Below are 20,038 nucleotides of genomic sequence, written 5' to 3' on the forward strand. Positions count from 1 at the left end.
CCGGTGCTTGATACAATTCAAGCACCGGCTTATATAATTACTGACTTTCACTCAATTGTAAAAATAGATCAGGGAAATGATCCGTTGTTAAAGCATAATATTTATCATAGTTCTCAAAACTTAAAGGGAAATTGATATATGTACGATCCGATTCATCCTTATAAAACTGGATTTTTCTGAAGGAACCATCGTTATCTGTAAACATTAATGATCCTATAAATGAAGTCGGATGTTCCGGACTTGGATTCTTTTCCGCATGCTGCCTCATCAAACTAGTAGTTAAGGATTTTCTTATATCGTGTGTCAAATCGATATAAATAATATTATCTTCCTCCTCGTCTAAAGCAGATAATATAGAAAATGAGAAATCCACGTTATCAGCACTAAACCCACCTATTGTAGATATTTTTGCTTCCTCAGTACTTTCCCCAATTTCTCCATTAAAAAAGATAAACAATCCTACAGAAATAATAACTATTAATAAAGCAACCATGCTAATTTTCTTCATAAGACTTCCTCCTTTACAAAATAACCTTAGCAGAATTTTACAGTATGTCGATAAATTATTTTGTGAAAGGGTTGTAATTTTTTCTATAAGAACACCTTTACTATATGTAAACTAATTAGAAATAGATTTTATTCCAATTAAATCCTTGATACGCCCATGTTAAAATAGTAAAAACACTCGAAAGGAGGTCGAAACCTTGATAACTCGCCTAAGGCAATCTTTAACGGCACGGCTCATTATTACGATTAGCGGGATCATATTTGCGATTTGTGTGCTGTTTTTAATACTAATCAATCATCATTTAGATGAATCGATACTTAAGGAGATGGGGGAAAAGGCGTTAACGAGTGCGTATTTAATTGCTGAACGTCCAGATATCGTTTCCGCATTTTCTACAGAAGACCCCTCTTCCATTCTTCAGCCAATTGCAGAGGAGATTCGACAGCAGATCGATGCCAGTTTTGTGGTGATTGGAAATGAACAAGGGATTCGGTATACGCACCCTGACCCCAAAAAGATTGGACTGTCGATGGTAGGAGGAGACAATGATTCGGCGCTTATTAATAAAGAACCGATTGTATCACTAACAACGGGATCACTGGGAGAGTCTATCCGCGGCAAGGTACCGGTTATTGTTGACGGCAATGTCGTAGGGATTGTTTCAGTCGGATTTCTAACTAAGGATATTCAAAGAACCATTGACACCGCATTTTCTGGATGGCTTCAAATAACGCTCCTCGTTGCGGTTTTCGGGATCATTTGTGCAGTACTGTTATCGCTGTATGTAAAAGAACAGCTGCTCGGTATGCAGCCGGCACAAATTGCCAAAGTTTATTCGGCCTATCATACAATTTTAGAGGAAACGACGGATGGCATTATTTTAACGACACTGAATAATGATGTCGTCATCTCAAATTCCCGTGCGAAGGAACTCCTTTCACCACTGGCAGAAGGCATCTCGTTACATACACTGCTACCCGTAAGGCTTTTTCAAGAAGAGGTAGTTCGTGCTTTAGAAATTCCTTTGCAGCAACAGGACATGATTATTACAAAGACGCCGTTAAAACATGATAAGCAGCTCGGCTATTTATATATTTTGCGTGCAAAGCTTGAGTATGAAACTGTGATTAATGAGCTGACACTTGTTAAGCAGCAAGCACGGATGCAGCGGGCGAAAACGCATGAATTTGCCAATAAACTGCATGTAATCCTCGGCTTAATAAAGAATGACCATATTGAAGAGGCGATTCAATATATTCGGCAGGAGCAGCAGGATACAACAAAACAGCAGCAAGTACTTGCAGCCCAACCTTCTATTCTTATACAAGCATTATTAGAGGGGAAAATTTCAGAGGCTAAGGAGCGCGGAATTACGATAACTATTGAAACTCAAGACGTTTTAATCGATTATAGTGATGAAGAAGTGGATGCATTATTAACAGCATTAGGCAACGTTCTTCAAAATGCAATGGATGCGTTACATAATAAGAACATAGCCAATAAACAAATTAACATTTTTATTCACCAATATAGTCATGAACTGATTATTGAGGTGCATGATAACGGGCCTGGCATAGAGGAAGAAACGGCAGAGCAGATCTTTACACTCGGCTATACAACAAAGGGTGGCTATGATCGAGGCTACGGCTTGGCAATCAGTGAGCAGGCACTGCAAAAAGTAGGCGGTTCCTTATTAATAGAAGAAAGTGACCTAGGCGGAGCTTGCTTTTTAATCATTTTACAAAGGGAGTGATGTAATGGATATTTGGCTGCTAGAAGATGATTTTCGTATTGCGGCGATTCATGCCGACTACATAAGAGCGATACAGCCGGAAGCACAAGTACAGCAATTTTTAAGTGGCGCATCTTTAATAGAATCGCTCACACATACAACACCTCCAACCGTTCTTTTAATGGATTTATATATTCCGGATGTCAAAGGCTATGATCTTGTTGCCTATGTAAGAGCTCATTATCCGGAAATCTATATCATGATGGTGACTGCAGCAGCAGAGCGTGAACATGTGGAAGCATTATTTTCATATGGGGTATTTGATTACATTGTGAAGCCATTTGATGAGGCAAGACTTCAAAAGGCATTTCAACAGCTGCACGTGACACGTTTGGCATTTCAAAAGAAAATGCATTTTACACAGCACGATCTGGATATGCTTTTTAACCGGAACAGCAACAGCAGTGCTTCTACCGAAAAAGCATTGCCAAAAGGGATCGATACATTTACGCTCGAACAGGTCATTCACTTATTTAAAGAGCAAAAGTACACAACGTTAACAGCTACCCAGTTAAGTGAAGTAATCGGGACAAGCCGTTCCACAGCCCGACGCTATTTAGAATATTTAGTGGAAATGAATGTGTTGGAAACGAAGCTTCTATACGGAACAGTCGGTCGTCCGGAACGCAATTATGTCCTTCGTGAAACTTATGAACAAAATTAGCTTTATTGCTTTTATTGAATAAATGAGCATATTATTCCTCCATGCGCTTAATTGTCATAAAATTATTACAATTATAAGCAATGGGGGTTGTTTAATGTTAAGTATTATTGGAATTATCACGATTTTAGTTATTGTCGCGCTGTTAATTAGCGGACGGGTATCACCAATTGTTGCAATGGTCATTCCGCCCGTAATTGCGATGTTTATTGCAGGCTATTCGTTTGATGATTTAGGAGTGTTTTTCGGGGATGGGATTAACTCCGTCATCAGTGTTGCAGTTATGTTTATTTTTGCGATTATCTTTTTCGGAATTATGCAGGATGTTGGGTTATTCGAACCAGTCATCAATAAAATGGTAGCGCTATCAAAAGGAAATGTCGTACTCGTAGCAATAGTAACAGTAATTGTCGCTGCTATTGCACAGCTGGATGGTTCGGGTGCGTCCACATTTTTAATTTCGATTACAGCATTACTACCACTTTATGTTCGACTAGGTATGAACCCATACTTACTTTTATTATTAGTAGCAGGGTCTGCGGCAATTATGAATATGATTCCATGGGGAGGTCCATTAGGCCGTGTTGCTTCCGTTCTTAATGCAGATGTAACAGATCTTTGGCATCCATTAATAAAGATTCAAGTAATCGGTATTGTATTAATGCTGCTACTCGCTATCTTTATGGGCTTCCGTGAAAAACGCCTGATTGCCAAACGTGCGCAAACAGGACAACCATTAAACTTCGATTTAAGTAACAGTGTTCTTAACAACGAAGTAGATGAATCATTAAAACGTCCAAAATTGATTTGGGCAAATGCTATTTTAGCTATTGTTGTTCTAGCTGTACTCATGTCAGGACTTTTACCGGCTGGCTTGGCGTTCTTAATCGGTGTGGCAATTGCGTTACCGCTTAATTACCGTACACCGAAAGAACAAATGGGACGGATTCAGGCACACGCATCGAATGCATTAACGATGGCTTCGATCATCATTGCTGCAGGCCTATTTTTAGGGATTTTAAATGGTACAGGCATGTTAACGGCCATCGCGAATAATGCTGTAAATATACTGCCAAGCTTTTTAGCACAATATTTACATATCATAATCGGTGTATTTGGCGTACCGTTTGACTTGCTGTTAAGTACGGATGCCTATTACTTCGCGTTATTCCCAGTCGTAGATCAAATCGGGTTAACTTATGGCATCGACTCATTATCTACAGGGTATGCAATGATTATTGGTAACATCGTCGGCACATTCGTTTCACCACTTGCACCAGCAGTATGGCTTGCACTAGGTCTATCAGGCCTGGAAATGGGCAAGCACTTGAAATTCTCGTTCTTCTGGATGTGGGGATTAAGTATTACTCTATTAATCTTTGCGGTTCTATTAGGTGTAATACAAGTATAAATAGATTGAAATGAAGCTTCTTTTATGAGGGGCTTCATTTTTTTAGGCTTTGGAATTGCTCTGCAACGAATTGTCAATGCAGACAAAAACCTGTCATGAAATTAGATTTCAAATATAAAGAATTTTTATAGTGCCTACCAATAATTCAATAAGAATTTTCTTATTTCAATAATTAATAACCAATATAAGGTATTTTATTATAGAAAAATATCTTAAACTATTAAATTTATGTCATTACAAAGGAAAAAAGGAGGAAAAGGGTTGTAATGATAGTTTTTAAATAATAAACTTAATTTGGAACAATCGAAATATAATAGAAAAGGGGATAATTCATGAAAAAGAGTATATTAGCAAGTTTCTTACTCGTACCAGCATTGTTATTAGGAGCATGTAACAGCGGGGATGATACAGAAAAATCATCATCAACTGATTCAGACAAAGAGGTTTATAAAGTAGGTATTGATGTTACATACCCACCATTTGAGTTCGAAAAAGATGGTAAATATGTTGGGATTGATGTGGAATTAATCGAAGCAATTGCTGAAGACCAAGGTTTTGAAGTGGAATTAAAAGCAATGGACTTCAAAGGAATTATACCAGCATTACAAGCAGGTCAATTAGACGTAGCTATGGGTGGAATGAGTATCACGGATGATCGTAAAAAAGTTGTTGATTTCTCTGAGCCTTACTTCGATGCAGGTGTGTCTCTTATTGTAAGTGACGAAAATACTGATATTGAATCTGTAGAAGACCTAAAAGGGAAACGTGTAGCAGTTAAAAAAGGAACAGTTGGTGCAAACTATGCAACTTCTATTGCATCAGAGGTCGGCTTTGAAATGGTGCAGTTTGATGATAGCCCATCGATGTTCTTAGATGTACAAAACGGAAATTCTGTAGCACTATTCGAAGATTACCCAGTAATTTCATATGCAATCGCACAACAAGATTTACCATTAAAAATTGTTGGTGACCGTCTGAATGACGATCAATATGGGATTGGTGTATTAAAAGGTAAAAATCAAGAAATTCTTGATAAAATTAATGAAGGTCTAGAAAACTTGAAAGAAAGCGGAGAGTACCAAGAAATTCTAGATAATTATTTAGCTGAATAAAACTATAAGCACGCATATAGCGTGCTTATTTTTAAGAGGAGGGAAATACATATGGAAGTGGCAATTGCTGCCTTACCTTACTTACTTGAAGGGTTAAAGATGACTCTTTATATTTTTGTTATTGCTATTGTATTAGGATTTGCTATTGGTCTTGTCGTGGCATTGTTCCGTTTAGCACCTTTAACAATTTTAAATATCATTGCAAAAGTCTTCGTTAATATCATCCGTTGTACACCAATCATTGTACAATTATTCTTCATCTACTTCGGTGTAACAAAGTTTATTCCGATGGATAATATTACAGCAGGGATCCTTGCGATTTCATTGAATGCCGGCGCTTATTTTTCTGAAATTATCCGTGCTGGAGTACAATCGATTGATAAAGGACAAACAGAAGCAGCTCGTTCACTTGGCCTTTCAGGATTTCAAACGATGAAAGACATTATTATGCCACAAGCACTTAGAAGAATGCTTCCTACCTTTACGAACCAAGCGATTATTAGTTTGAAAGATACATCGCTATTATCTGTTATCGGTATAGCCGACTTAACTCAAAAAGGGGACATACAGGCTTCAGCTACTTTTGCTGCGTTTGAAATTTGGTTAACTGTTGGAGCAATCTACTTTGTGATTTTATATGCGTTAACATTGTTTAGTAATTATCTTGAAAGGAGAATGGCCCTGCGATGAGCATTATTACCGTAAATAACCTAAAAAAATCATTTGGGAAATTAGAAGTTTTGAAAGACATTTCCACAGAAATCCAAGAAAAAGAAGTTGTTTGTGTCATCGGGCCATCGGGTTCAGGAAAAAGTACCTTTTTACGTTGTTTGAATCGCCTTGAAGAAATATCAGGCGGAGAAGTCGTTGTAAATGGTCATGCCATTTCCGACAAAAATGCAAACTTAAATCAAATTAGACAAGAAGTAGGAATGGTTTTCCAACAGTTTAATTTATTTCCACACAAAACCGTATTGCAAAATATCACATATGCTCCGCTAAAATTAAAAGGGTTAACGAAAGACCAGGCTAATGAGCGGGGAATGGAACTGTTGGAAAAAGTTGGATTAGTAGAGAAAGCAAATGCATATCCTGCTGAATTATCAGGTGGGCAACAACAGCGTGTTGCTATTGCCCGTGCACTTGCCATGCAACCGAAAATTATGTTATTTGATGAACCAACGAGTGCACTTGACCCTGAAATGGTTGGGGATGTTCTTGATGTAATGAAAGATTTAGCAAAAGAAGGAATGACAATGATTGTCGTAACACATGAAATGGGCTTTGCGAAAGAAGTAGCGGACCGTGTTATTTTCATGGACGGTGGCTATATCGTTGAAGAAAACAATCCGATCGCGTTGTTTGAAACACCACAAGAAGAAAGAACAAAAGCTTTTTTAGGGAAAGTATTATAGACAGCATGACAGAGACTGGTTCGTACAAAAAGTACGAACCGGTTTTATTTTTGGAGCTTTAAGCGGTAGTACTTGATTAAACAATAATAAAAGTCAGGTCGATAAAATTTACATTATTTGTTAAAAATAAGGTAGAATAGGATGGGTATCTAATAACATAGGGTTAATTTTACGGGGGAATGGTATGTTAGTTATCGGTTTATTATTTTACATAATAATTAGTTTGTCTTTTGTGGCTTTTATTGTTTTTATAGCTTATTTAATACAACCGAAAGGGGTTGTTGGAGAGCGGAGGGTTAGCAAATTGCTTGAAAGTTTAGGTGAGGAAGCTATGATATTCAATGACCTATATATACCGAAGAAGGATGGTGAAATGACACAGGTCGATCATGTTTTACTGTCGGCTTACGGTCTGTTTGTAATCGAAACTAAAAATTATAAGGGCTGGATTTTTGGCGGTGAGACCCAAAGGAACTGGACTCAAACAATTTATAAAAAGAGATCACGGTTTTATAATCCGGTGATGCAAAATAACACACATCTAAAAGCGTTACAGCACCATTTAAATATGGATGTGCCGGTACATTCAATTATAGTTTTTTCGGATGCTGCAACATTCAAATTTAAAGAGCCCTTTCAAACAGCACACGTAATTCAAACAAAACATTTAAAACGCACCATTGAACAATATAAAACACAGGAAATTTCAGCCGAGCAACTGATACGAATTTCGAAGCTCCTAAATGCCCTAATTCCAAAAACAAAGCAGCAAAAGAATGAAATTAAAAAACAACACTTGGAGCATGTGAAGGAGATTGTAAATTCTAAAAAGAAAAAAGTGAATGCGGTGAAAACCGAGCCGATTACTATAGATCGAGTTGTTATGGAGCCAGCTAGTAGTACTTCAGTTGACACTTGTCCAAAATGCGGCAGTAATTTAGTATTGCGAAATGGTAAGCATGGATCATTTTATGGTTGTAATGGCTTTCCGAAGTGCAGGTATACGAGGAACCACGATTTCAATTTAAATAGGAGTCACCTCTAATTCGAGAATCATCAAATAATATACTATAAACAATTCTAGCGAGTGAAAAATAATTCGTCTTTCCGAATTTTTCATTTGCTAGTTTTTTAATGGATTATCAAGCCCCCTTCATAAAGGCATGCCTATATTAACTATCATTTTCTTAACAACTAATTTAATAATTTAACCATTTTCCATAAATATTTAACAGAATATTAATAATAATATGATAACATATTGATAAGTTAGTTAGCTTTTGCTATTTAACTTAAATTGACATTCTAGGAGGAGAAAAATGGTTAAAAATCGAAACACACGTTTACTGTTTTCTTGGGTACTTATTGTTTTCATTTTAATTCAGCCTCTTCAATCTACAGTAACAAATGCAGCTACTGGGGACGGATCGTGGTCTTCGCCGTATTCTGTTTCTCAGGCAATTAGCAATCAAAACAGCTCCACAAAAACAGTTCAAGGGTATGTAGTGGGACAACCTACATCCACAACGACAGTGCTTAAAAGCAATTTTCCAAATGACTATGCACTAGCTTTAGCAGAAAGTGCGACAGAAACGAACACGGCAAAAATGATTTATGTACAGATCCCAACATCTTTCCGTTCCTCATATGGATTAAAATCGAATTCTTCGCTAATGGGGAAATCTTTGAAAATTACAGGGACAATGTCGGCCTACTTCTCACATCCGGGATTAAAAGACGGTACTGCCTTTACAGTACAGGAGGGGGGCACTGTAAATCCTGGACCAACACCAAATCCTCCATCTAATAGCTATTATGATGCGGCTTACGGGAAAACAGGAGAAGCGTTAAAAACAGCTTTGCACAATATTATTGATGATCATACAGAAATTTCTTATTCAAATGTTTGGACTGCACTTCGCGAAACGGATGAAGACCCGAACAATCCGAATAATGTCATACTTCTTTATACAGGACGCTCACAAAGCAAATTGACAAACGGCGGCAATGCGAATGACTGGAACAGGGAACATGTTTGGGCAAAATCACACGGTGGCTTTGGGACATCAATGGGGGCAGGGACAGACTTGCATCATTTACGACCAACCGATGCGAGCGTCAACAGTTCGAGAAGTAATCTCGATTTTGATAACGGGGGCAATGAGCATTCGGAAGCAAGAGGAAATTATTATGACTCCGATTCCTGGGAGCCGAGAGATAGTGTAAAGGGAGACGTTGCCCGTATGCTGTTTTATATGGCGGTTCGTTATGAAGGGGACAGCGGAGAGCTGGATTTGGAATTAAATAACCGTGTAAACAATGGCTCAGCTCCTTACCATGGAAAACTTTCTGTATTGCTTCAATGGCATAAAGAGGATCCAGTTGATCAGTTCGAACGCACAAGAAATGAAATTATCTATACGGACTACCAGCACAACCGCAATCCATTTATCGATCATCCCGAGTGGGCATCAGCAATTTGGGAATAATAAATTTATTATAAAGAATGTACTCTCCTGCTAAGGGGAGTATTTTTATTTAGGAAGACAATTTGTAGATAAGCACTGTCTTTTGCCTTAACAATTTCTACCGATTATAATGAAACGATAGATAGACATTAAAGGAGTTTTTTTATGAAAATGAACACACGATATAAAATTACACGCCATGATGCAGAAGGCAATCCGACCCTCAAATTAGAGGAGTGCCAAAGCTTCTTTGCAGCAAAATCCGATTTCGAGTACAGAGATTTCTATAGTGTTACTCAGGATGGCGTAAATATGAAGATTAACGGTCACTTTTTCATGTGGCAAATTGAAGGAGTGGAAATACCGTTCCGATTTTTCGAAGGTGAAATTTATGTAGCAATTTCACATCCAGCCGTTATGGAAAAAACAATGGAAGTAGCGCGCGGAATGGAAGCAAATTATATTGAAGGATAATTTATCTAGGAAGTGTGAGATTAGTTTCTCCATTTCCTAGTTTTTTTATGGAATGGGATTCAAGCTAACGTAAGAGAGGATTTAATAAAACAAAAGCGAATTACTTTTAAAACTAAGTTTATCACTAGGAGTGAAGCATAATGGAGAAAGTAATATGGGTTAAAAGTAACATGCGAACAATCGGTGCAAAGGAAGACGATGGGTTGACTGAAGTAAATAAATACTTGGAAGACGGCTGGAAAGTAAAACATATATCTGCAAGCACTATGGGAGATAGCATAATTTCAGGACAAGCGTATATAGTTATTGAAAAGGATGAATAGTAGTCTTTCTAAAACCTTAGCTAAAAGGAAAATCCCGATAGCTAAGGTTAACTTAACCTCGCCGTAATCGTTTTGAAAATACCAATACCCGTAAGTTTCAATATCATTTTTTCATTACGTAAAAGATGCTTTTCAACATAAATTGCTGAATTGTCTATTTTAAATTCCTTATAGTTATGTAAATCTTTCGGCTTCCCGAAATGAGTCATGCATTCCTGAACAGGGGGAGCACAGCATGCATTCACTTGAATCATTTTTATGGACACAGGCTTACCTTTTAATTGAATACAGTTTTTCGTATTCTCATCGAGCTCTATGTACATTATAATCCCTCGCTTTCATCCCTTTTAAAATGAATATACATCATATTTTAAAATATCGTCATGAAAAAGTTCTAATATGTCCGGTCAAACTTCTAATAATATCTGAAATGTTCTAATAAAGGTGGGGTCTTCTAATAACTTTAATCGATCTTCTAAAATAAGTGCTCGATTTTCGAATATCTGTTTCAGAAGTTCAAATAAAGCATCGCGATGTTCTAAAATAACAATAAAACTTCTAATATCCGCTGGCCCCGCCAATCAAGACCACCCCCGAGAAACACACAAAAAAAACGAACTACACGAATAGTCCGTTACCTAAATCTAGATTTACAATGCCAAAATATTCTCAGCCAAAACTCGTTGAACCGCATAAATGTTCGTTGCTTTATTGAACTTCTTTTCAATCGGAATACTATTACCTGAAATCCAAATTTTCAGCTCAGCATCCAAATCGAATGTACCCGCTGTTTCGATAGAAAAGTTAGTAATACTTTTATACGGAATCGATAAATACTCTGTTTTCTTACCAGTCATACCTTGTTTATCAACGAGTATCAATCTTTTATTCGTAAATATAAATGTATCTCTTATTACTTTAAAGGCATGCTTTACCGTTTCTCCACTCGTGATAATTTCATGCATATCCTTTTGAACATCTTCCGCCTTCAATTCACTTGCATTACCCATTAAACCGTCAAAAATACCCAATATGCTCACCTCATCTTTCTATAGTTCATAATATTTTTCACAAAATTCTTCCAAGCTATACTCGTACATTTATGTAAACAAAAAAGAACACGAAAATAACCCCGTGTTCTCCCAAATAGACTTATTTCTTAGTTGATGTCGTCTCCCACATATCCTTCAGCCAAGCGTCAAATTGTGCACCTTTTTCGCCTTCATATGTGTTGTAAATATCGCTACGCATTTTTTCTAATTTTACCTTGAAGTCCTCGTATGTGTGGTCTGCAGGTAAGCTTTTCTTAATACGCTTGAAAATTTTGCGAAGATCTCTAAATAAATCGCCTTTAGGTGTTTCAGCAGTTTCTACTTCTTGACCCATTTTCTTCAAGTGACGAGCTGCTGCTTCACGAACTTTTGTTACTAAATCCGCTTTTGCTACATATTTAAGGACCTTAATTGTTTCGTCTGTTTTATATTTCGCCAATTCCTGTACCGCATTTAAACGTTCTTCCCAGTCAGCTGTTCTGTTGACAGCTTTCTTTAGCTCACTGAAATTTTCAGGTAATTGTGGTGCTGATTCTTGTTTTTGTTGACTCATTATTTTATCTCCTTTGTCAATGCCTTACTAGCAATGATCTACTTAACCCATTATAGCATGAAAGTGAAGTATTTACCTGTTGCAATGGATTGCCGGACGAGGTACTCTAATTTGACTTTCAAATAAAGCCTTTAATTGTTCTAATATCATGTGCAATTTTTCTAATAAAAATCCGATTTTCTAATATAAGTTTAAGTTATTCAAATAAGTGCTCGAGATCTGCTAATAAAGACCGCCAATGTTCAAATATCCTGCGTAACTCTTCTAATATCCTCACGAAATGTTCTAATAAAAATCCCTCTCGAGACTAAAAATAAACCCCTCCCCAATAATAAAAGGGGAAGGGCATCAAAAATAATATTCAATCCAATATATTAATTAGTCACACGAGCCTGAATTCGTGTCTCTACCAATTTAGCAAGCGCCATGACCGTATCAAAGCTATCACCTAAAAATTCAGAAGTCGCAAAGTCGACATTTAATTCTTCTGCAACCGCTTGGCATTCAGCATTAATTTCACCAAATGATTCCACATCAGCGCATACGCTTAGCAACTCACATGTAACAAAGCCTTGTGCACCATCACCATGTAGAGACCTCATTGCATCTTTCACATCCGGTCCAAGCCAGCCTGCCGGTTTACCTGAGCGATATACTGTCTCGAAACGTTCAATACTTGCCTTTTTCGCAATGGCAGCGGCCAGTTCCTCAAATTCCCGCACATAAGGGGTATTGCGCTCTTCGTCCACCGGCTGACTATGCACCGTAAACAGGACATAAGCAGATTTTTGGGCATCCCGTGATAACCAGTCAAAAGCGCGGGCTACACGATCTGCATACAGCCCGACAATGCCTTCATCCAAATGAAAATCGTCAATCGCAATGTGGTGGATATCACTGTCCTTTGCCCATGCCGCAACTTCAGTATGAACTGCACCACCGCCGCTTTCAGATGCAACAGGGTTTACCGATAACGTAACAATCGTTTTTGCTCCTGCTTCCACAGCTTGTTCATATGCATCTTCAACAAATGGCGCTGTATGCTTATAAGCGGTATAGACCCTAATTTCTTCATCTAATCGGTCACTTAAAATCGTTTGAATTCCTTTTGCAATACGTTGAGTAGAAGAACGAATGAAATCAGGAAAGCTCGGCTTTTTAAACATCCCGATGATATTTTCCAACATCGGTCTCGGTACGTTTTTGCCATTTAAAATATGGCTGAAGTAAGGCTCCACATCATCAATGGACTTTGGTGCACCATAAGCATAATAAATTACTGCAATCATCAAAACATCTCCTTTTATCAATCTAATTTTATGAACTGACTTTCATCAGGCACTTCCGATTCAGCGTAAATACTAGTTTTCCACACACTTTAGCGAAATAACTGCCTCCATATCGAACATTTCTATATATAACACACAGAGGGGAAGTCCAGCGTAATACAGTTTCCCTCTTTTCAACCTAATCAATCGGTCACGGTACTTATAAGCCTGATTAATATCTTGTAGATTTTATTATTCATTCAACCATTTTTAAGGCTGTATGTCTTTCTGCACGAAATTCCAACTCATTTCAGTTACACTCTTAATAGATATTTTGTAAAGGAGGAATACAAATGTTTGAAAATAAAACCGTCGTCATTACAGGGGCAGCACAGGGAATCGGTCGCTCGATTGCGATTCATTTTGCAAAAGCCGGGGCAAATGTCGTTATTGCGGATATTGCGCATGACTTAGGTGTACAACTAGCAGGAGAACTCCAAAAAGAGGGCTACACTGCGATCTTTATAGAAACGGATGTACGCAGTGAAGAAAATGTTCGTCAAACGATGGAAATGGCAGCAAACCGGTTTGGCGGAATTCATATTTTGATCAACAACGCAGGGAAAGGCAAATGGGTTTCACCGCTAGAATTATCATTGGATGACTGGGAAGACATCATCCATACGAACCTACGCAGCGTCTTTTTATGTTCGCGTGAGGCGGCAAAATTAATGAAAAATGGCGGGGCGATTATTAATATGGCTTCGACGCGTGCTGAGATGTCTGAACCACATTCTGAAAGTTACGCAGCATCTAAAGGTGGGATTGTTGCACTAACACATGCATTGGCAAGCTCCTTTAGTGAATTAAATATAACGGTAAACAGCATCTCTCCAGGCTGGATTGAAACAGGAGACTACGATGCACTAAGACCATCTGACCATTTACAACATCTTTCAAAACGCGTCGGCAAACCGGATGACATTGCGCGTGCATGCCTTTATTTAGCAAACCCGGACAACAATTTTATAACTGGAACGAATTTAACAATTGATGGCGGAATGACGAAGAAAATGATTTATGAAGAATAGCAATAAGACAATATAAAGGCGCTTTTCTTCAAAAAAAGGAAAAGCGTCTTTATATTGTTTACATAATGATTAAACCATCACACATCCTAAAAAGAGGAGGTGTGAAAAAATGAAGGGAAATGAAAAACAAAAGACAATACAGCAAATAGAAGAAGTGCTTGGCTTTTCACAACATGACAGTGAAGCATTACTTGTACAAGCAACGGAAGTACAAACAACAGATATCATTCCTATAGATACTGTAAAGGCTCATGACGAAGTAGATAGTACACCGACAAGATTAAATAACCAGCATGCAGAAAATACTTCGGCAATTTTAGGGCGAAATGCACCGAGATAATCAGGTATAACGATATTATGCCAGTTCCCAAAGTTGCTAATACACAAATCAAAAAAAGCGACCGTCACAAATATTGTGGCGGTCATTTGACTATAAGAAATATAGAGCATTGATCACTGTGAAAATAAGCATAATCAGTGTAACCCCGCAAAAGATTTCTGCAAAATGGACGAACATGACCTTTTCAGTACTTAGCGCACTTTTCCGGAAACCAAACAGATCGCCATTATGAATAATATAAATAAAAGTACTGATTACCATTAAGGTAGACATTAAAAATGAAATCATTGGAAGTGAAGTAACATAGCGCACATTACCTCCTGTTTCCATATAAAACGGAACGTCCCACGCTTTGCTCCATACAAAGCTTATAATGACAAGGATGTAAATAATAAGTGAAATGTTAAACGGATGCCTACGATAATCAATTAAATCCAACAGTTTCTTTGTTTTCCCTTTAAATTGTAAATTAACTTCTTCAAGTCTATCTTCTTTCAATAAATAAACAAAACCCGCTAGTACGATGCCTAGAAATAAATACAGCTTAAGCAGCCCGAAAAGCAAATCCAAGCTATAAAACGCTGCAATTACTAATGGAATAAGTATTATACCTGTAAACCATTTATTCGATGTACCATTAGCATGAAGCCATTTATTTAAAGTATCCCGGTAATCCTTTTGAAATACCTGTTCACCGTCATGGTAAGTAGATAATTTACTTACTATAAAAGCACAAACGACAAGAGCTAACCCAATCCCGAATGCAATAATGGAAGCTTTCGGATAGATTGATACCTGATCATAATTAAGAATGATCCAATTCCCGCTAAAGGCGACAACTAAAATTCCTAAAAACATAATAAACGAAGATAAATTTCTCAATTTGTCACCTCCATGATCCTTAATACTTTTAATCTACGATAATATTACATAAATTGTTTCACATTATTTTATCACAATGCTTGAAACCCTTAATACATAAGGTTTTCGGGCATTTATATTTTTAGTTTTCGCTATCTGAATAATTTTGCCGGATGTGTAAATTTAAATACTGTAGGAAACAGTTAGCCCGATTCATGTTATTTCCTTTTAATGGTTTTTTGAAAACCCATTGTCCTTATAAATTTTTAAAAAAGGATAAATTTTCTTGTTAAAATTGCCATTAAATTTATTTTTAGGTCTTTACTAGTGAAAATAATAAGGTTCTTGACGGTGTTGGAAGTTATCGCTATCATTGCTAGTATATCAATTGATAATGATTATCATTATTGATTGATGGTTGATAATACAATCAATCATTTTTTACATATAGCTTCAAATGAGAAAGGAAGAGTTATGATTTGAATTTTCAAGAATTGAAAGGAAAAGTTGCACTTGTCACAGGGGGAGCCCAAGGAATTGGTAGAACCCTTGTCGAGAGTTTGGCTACACAAGGTGTAAAAGTGGCAGTTGTAGATTATAACGAGGAACAATTAAATCTCCAAGTTAACCGTTTAAAGGAACAAGGCTTTGACGTATTCGCTTTTCCTGCAAATGTAGGGGAAAGTAAGGCAATCGATGCAATTGTTGAACAAGTAGAAAATGAAATAGGGCCGATTGAAATGCTCGTAAATGTGGCAGGAGTACTGTCTAGCGGTCCTATTCAAACATTTAGTGACCAGGATTGGGCGAGAACATTTTCGATTAATACGACAGGCGTTTTTAATGTTTCAAGAGCGGTAAGTCGTTACATGATTCCAAGGAAAAAAGGGGCTATCGTAACAGTCGGCTCAAATGCTGCCAGTGTGCCGAGAATCTCGATGGCAGCCTATGCGGCATCAAAGGCAGCAACCGTTATGTTTACAAAGTGTCTAGGTTTAGAGCTTGCAGAACATGGCATTCGCTGTAATATTGTCTCTCCAGGCTCAACTGATACGGACATGCAGCGCTCTCTTTGGACGGATGATAATGGAGCTGAAATGATGATTAAAGGTATGCCTGACAGTTTTAAAGTAGGGATTCCGCTGAAAAAGATTGCACAGCCACAAAACATTGTCAGTGCTATTTTATTTTTCCTATCTGATCAATCTAGCCATATCACAATGAGTAATCTAGTCGTAGATGGAGGAGCAACTTTAGGGGCGAGTTAAGACTGCTCTTTGAATTCTGAATAGGTAAACAAAAAGGAGAGGTAATTATGGTAACGAAACAAAAAGCAGTATTGGAACAGGAACTTCTAGATGATTATCGAGTTGGTGACTTTTTTATCGAGACACCGAAACGAACGATTTTAGGCAAAGGCGTATTCCTACAAGTCCCTTCTGAAGAGGACTGTGAAAATCAACTTGTTAGTTTGCCTAAAAAAGTAGCCTCAACACTCAAAAAAGCAAAAGAGCAAGGGCACCCACATCCAATCGTGACGGGAGCAGTTCCGTTTGATTCCTATAAAAAGGCTTGTTTGCATATTCCTAACTCTGTTCATTTTGCACCTTCATATCAACATGAGGAAAGAGGACAGGTTAGTTCCACTCCAATTGCTGTCGATAAGCTAATCTCTGTTCCAGCCCCTGAACAATACATGGAAGGGGTAGCACAAGGGATTAAGAGAATCCGTAGCGGTGAGCTGGACAAAATCGTCATTTCACGTTCATTGGAACTAAGCTTAACGGAGTCTGTTAATATTCCACAGCTTTTACGGAATCTCGCCTATCAAAATAAACGTGGTTATACGTTTGCAACAAATATTGAGTTCGAGGAGCAAGTGAAAACACTAATCGGCGCTAGTCCAGAACTACTCGTTTTAAGACAGGGGATGCAGGCGATTGCGAATCCATTGGCAGGTTCAAGACCAAGAAGTAAAGATCCTATAGAAGATCAAAGACGCGCAGAAGAGTTACTTTCCTCTCCAAAGGACCTGCATGAGCATGCGGTAGTTGTGGAGACTGTAGCGAATGCCTTGCGTCCATTTCTAAAAAATATGGAAGTCCCAGAAAAGCCTTCATTGGTCACTACTGAAACAATGTGGCATCTGTCGACTGTCATTAAAGGAGAACTGCTAGACGCAGAAGTGTCATCGCTTGATTTAGCGGTCGCTCTACAACCGACACCAGCCGTTTGTGGTGCTCCTACAGAAAAGGCGAGACAGGCAATCTCGGAAATTGAACCGTTTGATCGTGGCTTCTTTACTGGTATGGTTGGCTGGTGTGATGCTGATGGAGACGGGGAATGGGTTGTAACAATTCGATGCGCAGAGGCAAATGGGCAGTCATTGCGATTATTTGCAGGTGCAGGCGTTGTCGGCGAGTCGAAGCCTGAAGAGGAATTAGCCGAAACAGGTGCCAAATTCCAAACGATGCTTCGCGCAATGGGTGTTAATACGGAGCAGTTTAAAGATATTTAATTGAACGAATCAACTAAAAACATATAAAAGGAGTGATTCGATGGCTATTCCAGCTATCTCATCATATGAAATGCCGAAAGAAAGTAATTTACCGAAAAACAAAGTACCATGGGAAGCGGATTCGAACAGATCTGTTCTATTAATTCATGACATGCAGCAATACTTTATTGATTACTACAAGCAAGATGCATCATTAATTCGTGAATTAGTCGCCAACATACAGGCAATTAGAAAAAGATGCGATGAGCTGGGCATTCCCGTTGTATATACGGCTCAATCTGGCAATCAAAAAGCCGAGGACCGTGCATTGCTGACGGACTTCTGGGGACCAGGCCTTAAAGACGACCCGAATATTACAAAAGTGATTGATGACTTAGCACCGACAGCAGATGATATCGTATTGAAAAAATGGCGCTACAGTGCATTTAAGAAAACGAATTTATTAGAGTTTATGAATGAACAAGGACGCGACCAGTTAATTATATGCGGTGTTTATGCTCATATTGGGTGTCTTATGACAGCTGGAGAGGCTTTCATGACAGACATACAGCCATTTTTCATTGCAGATGCGGTCGCTGATTTCACATTAGAGGAGCATGAAATGGCAATTAAATACGTAGCACAACGCTGTGGCGCGGTCTTTTCTACAGCTCAGATTATTGAGCAATTAAACAGTGAACCGTCTTCCAAAGAGGAGCTCGTACAAGTATCAAACAACTCCGCTTTGTAAGCTGAGGCGAATAGCCAGGTGGTGAAAAACAATTTGTTTTTCACTGCCTGGTTTTTAATTTCTAAACTTATTGGAAGAGGAGGTAAACGTTTATTTTATGAACGGAACGTTTTAATTAAAGGTAAGTTTTTTAAAAGAATAAATAGGGAAATGGTTATCAACAATGTTATTTATAGAAAAAGGAGATGAATGATATGACAAATTCAGTACCTAAGGAAGAGGGAATCGACCATAGCCTCAGTCTTCTAAGAGAAGGTTATTTGTATATATTGAATAGACGCCAAAGCTTCCATTCAGACGTTTTTGAAACACGATTACTCGGAAAAAAAGCAATCTGTATGGGCGGAAAGGAAGCAGCGGACGTTTTTTATGACAATAGCAAATTCAAAAGAGAAGGCGTTGCACCAAACCGTGTAGCAGAAACATTATTCGGTAAAGATGGTGTACAGTCACTGGACGGGGATGCTCATAAACACCGCAAAGAAATGTTTATGTCGATTATGTCCCGTGAGCGGCTTGAAATATTGAATAAAATTACCGCTAAACAGTGGGAAATGGCCTTGGAAAAGTGGCAGCAGATGGACGAGATTGTCCTTTATGAAGAGTCACTGGAAATCATGTGCCGTACTGCCTGTGAATGGGCAGGTGTACCAGTGGAAGAAAATGAAATGAAAAAGCTAGCTAACGATTTAAGAGCAATGTTCGAATCAGCAACGGCAATCGGTCCTGCGCACTGGGCAGGTAGACATGCACGTAATCAAGTTGAAAAATGGATGGGTGAAATTATTGATCAAGTACGCGGCGGCAAACTGCATCCAGAAGAAGGCACCGCATTATATACATTTGCCTGGCACCGCGATTTAGAAGGGAAACTGCTTGATACAAAAATTGCTTCAGTAGAAGTAATCAATATTTTACGACCGATTGTAGCGATTTCGGTCTATATTAACTTTTCGGCGTTGGCCGTCCACCATTATCCCGAAGAGAGTGAGAAGTTGAAAACAGGTGATGGGCAGATTGCACAAATGTTTGTTCAGGAAGTGCGCCGCTTTTATCCATTCTTCCCCTTTGCCGCTGCAGAAGTAAAAGAAGATTTTACTTGGAAAGATTATACGTTTGAAAAAGGGACATTAACCTTATTGGATCTTTATGGCACGAATCATGATATTAATATTTGGGGAAATCCTGAAGAGTTTCAACCGAGCCGTTTTGAAAACTGGGATGGCAGTCCGTTCAGCTTTATTCCACAAGGTGGCGGCGATTACAATTTGGGGCACCGCTGTGCAGGAGAATGGGTGACAATAGAAGTGATGAAAGTGAGTCTCGACTTTTTAGTCAATCATATGACGTATGATATTCCGGAGCAGGATTTAAGCTACAGTAAAGTAAGCATTCCAAGTCTCCCTAAAAGTAACTTCATCATTAAAAATGTCCAACGACTGTAAAATGAATAACAATAGC

22 protein-coding genes are annotated in these 20,038 nt (G+C 38.2%); 16 read left to right on the top strand and 6 right to left on the bottom strand.

From position 1 onward, the window contains the following. Positions 1–37 precede the first annotated feature (37 nt). On the bottom strand, positions 38–508 hold the full coding sequence (locus tag H9635_RS08365; RefSeq protein ID WP_191699729.1) for a hypothetical protein: 471 nt from the start codon (positions 506–508) through the stop codon (positions 38–40). A 196-nt stretch (positions 509–704) separates the two neighbouring features. On the opposite strand from H9635_RS08365, the gene H9635_RS08370 reads away from it, so the two are divergent. The 10 genes from H9635_RS08370 to H9635_RS08415 all read left to right on the top strand — a co-directional run bounded on the left by H9635_RS08370 (position 705) and on the right by H9635_RS08415 (position 10,164). Further along, positions 705–2,261, top strand: coding sequence for an ATP-binding protein (locus tag H9635_RS08370; RefSeq protein WP_191699730.1), 1,557 nt, complete (start codon positions 705–707; stop codon positions 2,259–2,261). A gap of 4 nt (positions 2,262–2,265) precedes the next feature. Further along, positions 2,266–2,964: a response regulator gene (locus H9635_RS08375; RefSeq protein ID WP_191699731.1), complete on the top strand. Its 699-nt coding sequence runs from the start codon at positions 2,266–2,268 to the stop codon at positions 2,962–2,964. Between the two features lie 94 nt (positions 2,965–3,058). After that, entirely contained in the window at positions 3,059–4,372 is a 1,314-nt protein-coding gene (locus H9635_RS08380) for a CitMHS family transporter (protein ID WP_191699732.1), read from the top strand. Positions 4,373–4,704: 332 nt separating this feature from the next. Beyond that, entirely contained in the window at positions 4,705–5,484 is a 780-nt protein-coding gene (locus H9635_RS08385; RefSeq protein ID WP_191699733.1) for a transporter substrate-binding domain-containing protein, read from the top strand. Positions 5,485–5,535: 51 nt separating this feature from the next. Beyond that, positions 5,536–6,174 (top strand): amino acid ABC transporter permease, encoded by a 639-nt coding sequence (locus H9635_RS08390; protein WP_191699734.1) that lies wholly within the window; start codon positions 5,536–5,538, stop codon positions 6,172–6,174. Then, positions 6,171–6,899, top strand: a complete 729-nt coding sequence (locus H9635_RS08395; protein WP_225231198.1) for an amino acid ABC transporter ATP-binding protein — start codon at positions 6,171–6,173, stop codon at positions 6,897–6,899. The genes H9635_RS08390 and H9635_RS08395 overlap by 4 nt, the downstream gene beginning before the upstream one ends. Before the next feature lie 184 nt (positions 6,900–7,083). Next, a complete protein-coding gene (locus H9635_RS08400; protein ID WP_191699735.1) occupies positions 7,084–7,944 on the top strand; it encodes an NERD domain-containing protein in 861 nt (286 codons plus the stop codon). Between the two features lie 274 nt (positions 7,945–8,218). Continuing rightward, complete coding sequence (locus H9635_RS08405; protein WP_191699736.1) at positions 8,219–9,388, top strand: endonuclease; 1,170 nt, start codon at positions 8,219–8,221, stop codon at positions 9,386–9,388. A 144-nt stretch (positions 9,389–9,532) separates the two neighbouring features. Next, entirely contained in the window at positions 9,533–9,841 is a 309-nt protein-coding gene (locus H9635_RS08410; RefSeq protein WP_191699737.1) for an excinuclease, read from the top strand. A gap of 140 nt (positions 9,842–9,981) precedes the next feature. Beyond that, a complete protein-coding gene (locus H9635_RS08415; RefSeq protein ID WP_191699898.1) occupies positions 9,982–10,164 on the top strand; it encodes a hypothetical protein in 183 nt (60 codons plus the stop codon). Positions 10,165–10,211: 47 nt separating this feature from the next. Here the strand turns inward: H9635_RS08415 and H9635_RS08420 are convergent, their stop codons facing one another. From H9635_RS08420 to H9635_RS08435, 4 genes are all read right to left on the bottom strand, one after another. Further along, positions 10,212–10,487 (bottom strand): CC/Se motif family (seleno)protein, encoded by a 276-nt coding sequence (locus H9635_RS08420; RefSeq protein WP_191699738.1) that lies wholly within the window; start codon positions 10,485–10,487, stop codon positions 10,212–10,214. 327 nt (positions 10,488–10,814) lie between these two features. Continuing rightward, positions 10,815–11,195, bottom strand: a complete 381-nt coding sequence (locus H9635_RS08425) for a PH domain-containing protein (protein ID WP_191699739.1) — start codon at positions 11,193–11,195, stop codon at positions 10,815–10,817. A gap of 121 nt (positions 11,196–11,316) precedes the next feature. Then, positions 11,317–11,769, bottom strand: a complete 453-nt coding sequence (locus H9635_RS08430; RefSeq protein ID WP_191699740.1) for a HEAT repeat domain-containing protein — start codon at positions 11,767–11,769, stop codon at positions 11,317–11,319. A gap of 374 nt (positions 11,770–12,143) precedes the next feature. Beyond that, positions 12,144–13,058: a ferrochelatase gene (locus tag H9635_RS08435; RefSeq protein WP_191699741.1), complete on the bottom strand. Its 915-nt coding sequence runs from the start codon at positions 13,056–13,058 to the stop codon at positions 12,144–12,146. A 332-nt stretch (positions 13,059–13,390) separates the two neighbouring features. On the opposite strand from H9635_RS08435, the gene H9635_RS08440 reads away from it, so the two are divergent. Both H9635_RS08440 and H9635_RS08445 read left to right on the top strand, forming a co-directional pair. After that, complete coding sequence (locus H9635_RS08440) at positions 13,391–14,128, top strand: SDR family NAD(P)-dependent oxidoreductase (RefSeq protein WP_191699742.1); 738 nt, start codon at positions 13,391–13,393, stop codon at positions 14,126–14,128. A 109-nt stretch (positions 14,129–14,237) separates the two neighbouring features. Then, on the top strand, positions 14,238–14,468 hold the full coding sequence (locus H9635_RS08445; protein ID WP_191699743.1) for a cAMP-binding protein: 231 nt from the start codon (positions 14,238–14,240) through the stop codon (positions 14,466–14,468). Positions 14,469–14,558: 90 nt separating this feature from the next. Here H9635_RS08445 and H9635_RS08450 read toward each other — a convergent pair whose 3' ends face one another. After that, positions 14,559–15,350, bottom strand: a complete 792-nt coding sequence (locus tag H9635_RS08450; RefSeq protein ID WP_191699744.1) for a nucleotidyltransferase — start codon at positions 15,348–15,350, stop codon at positions 14,559–14,561. Positions 15,351–15,808: 458 nt separating this feature from the next. Between H9635_RS08450 and H9635_RS08455 the strand changes: the two genes are divergently transcribed. The 4 genes from H9635_RS08455 (at position 15,809) to H9635_RS08470 (ending at position 20,022) form a co-directional block, all read left to right on the top strand. Next, positions 15,809–16,597, top strand: coding sequence for a 2,3-dihydro-2,3-dihydroxybenzoate dehydrogenase (locus H9635_RS08455; protein WP_191699745.1), 789 nt, complete (start codon positions 15,809–15,811; stop codon positions 16,595–16,597). 47 nt (positions 16,598–16,644) lie between these two features. Next, positions 16,645–17,847, top strand: coding sequence for an isochorismate synthase DhbC (gene dhbC / locus H9635_RS08460; RefSeq protein ID WP_191699746.1), 1,203 nt, complete (start codon positions 16,645–16,647; stop codon positions 17,845–17,847). Positions 17,848–17,887: 40 nt separating this feature from the next. Then, positions 17,888–18,577, top strand: coding sequence for an isochorismatase family protein (locus H9635_RS08465; RefSeq protein WP_191699747.1), 690 nt, complete (start codon positions 17,888–17,890; stop codon positions 18,575–18,577). Positions 18,578–18,771: 194 nt separating this feature from the next. After that, positions 18,772–20,022 (top strand): cytochrome P450, encoded by a 1,251-nt coding sequence (locus tag H9635_RS08470; protein WP_191699748.1) that lies wholly within the window; start codon positions 18,772–18,774, stop codon positions 20,020–20,022. Positions 20,023–20,038: the final 16 nt, after the last annotated feature.

The organism is Solibacillus faecavium (assembly GCF_014836905.1).
GTDB classification, from domain to species: Bacteria; Bacillota; Bacilli; order Bacillales_A; family Planococcaceae; genus Solibacillus; species Solibacillus faecavium.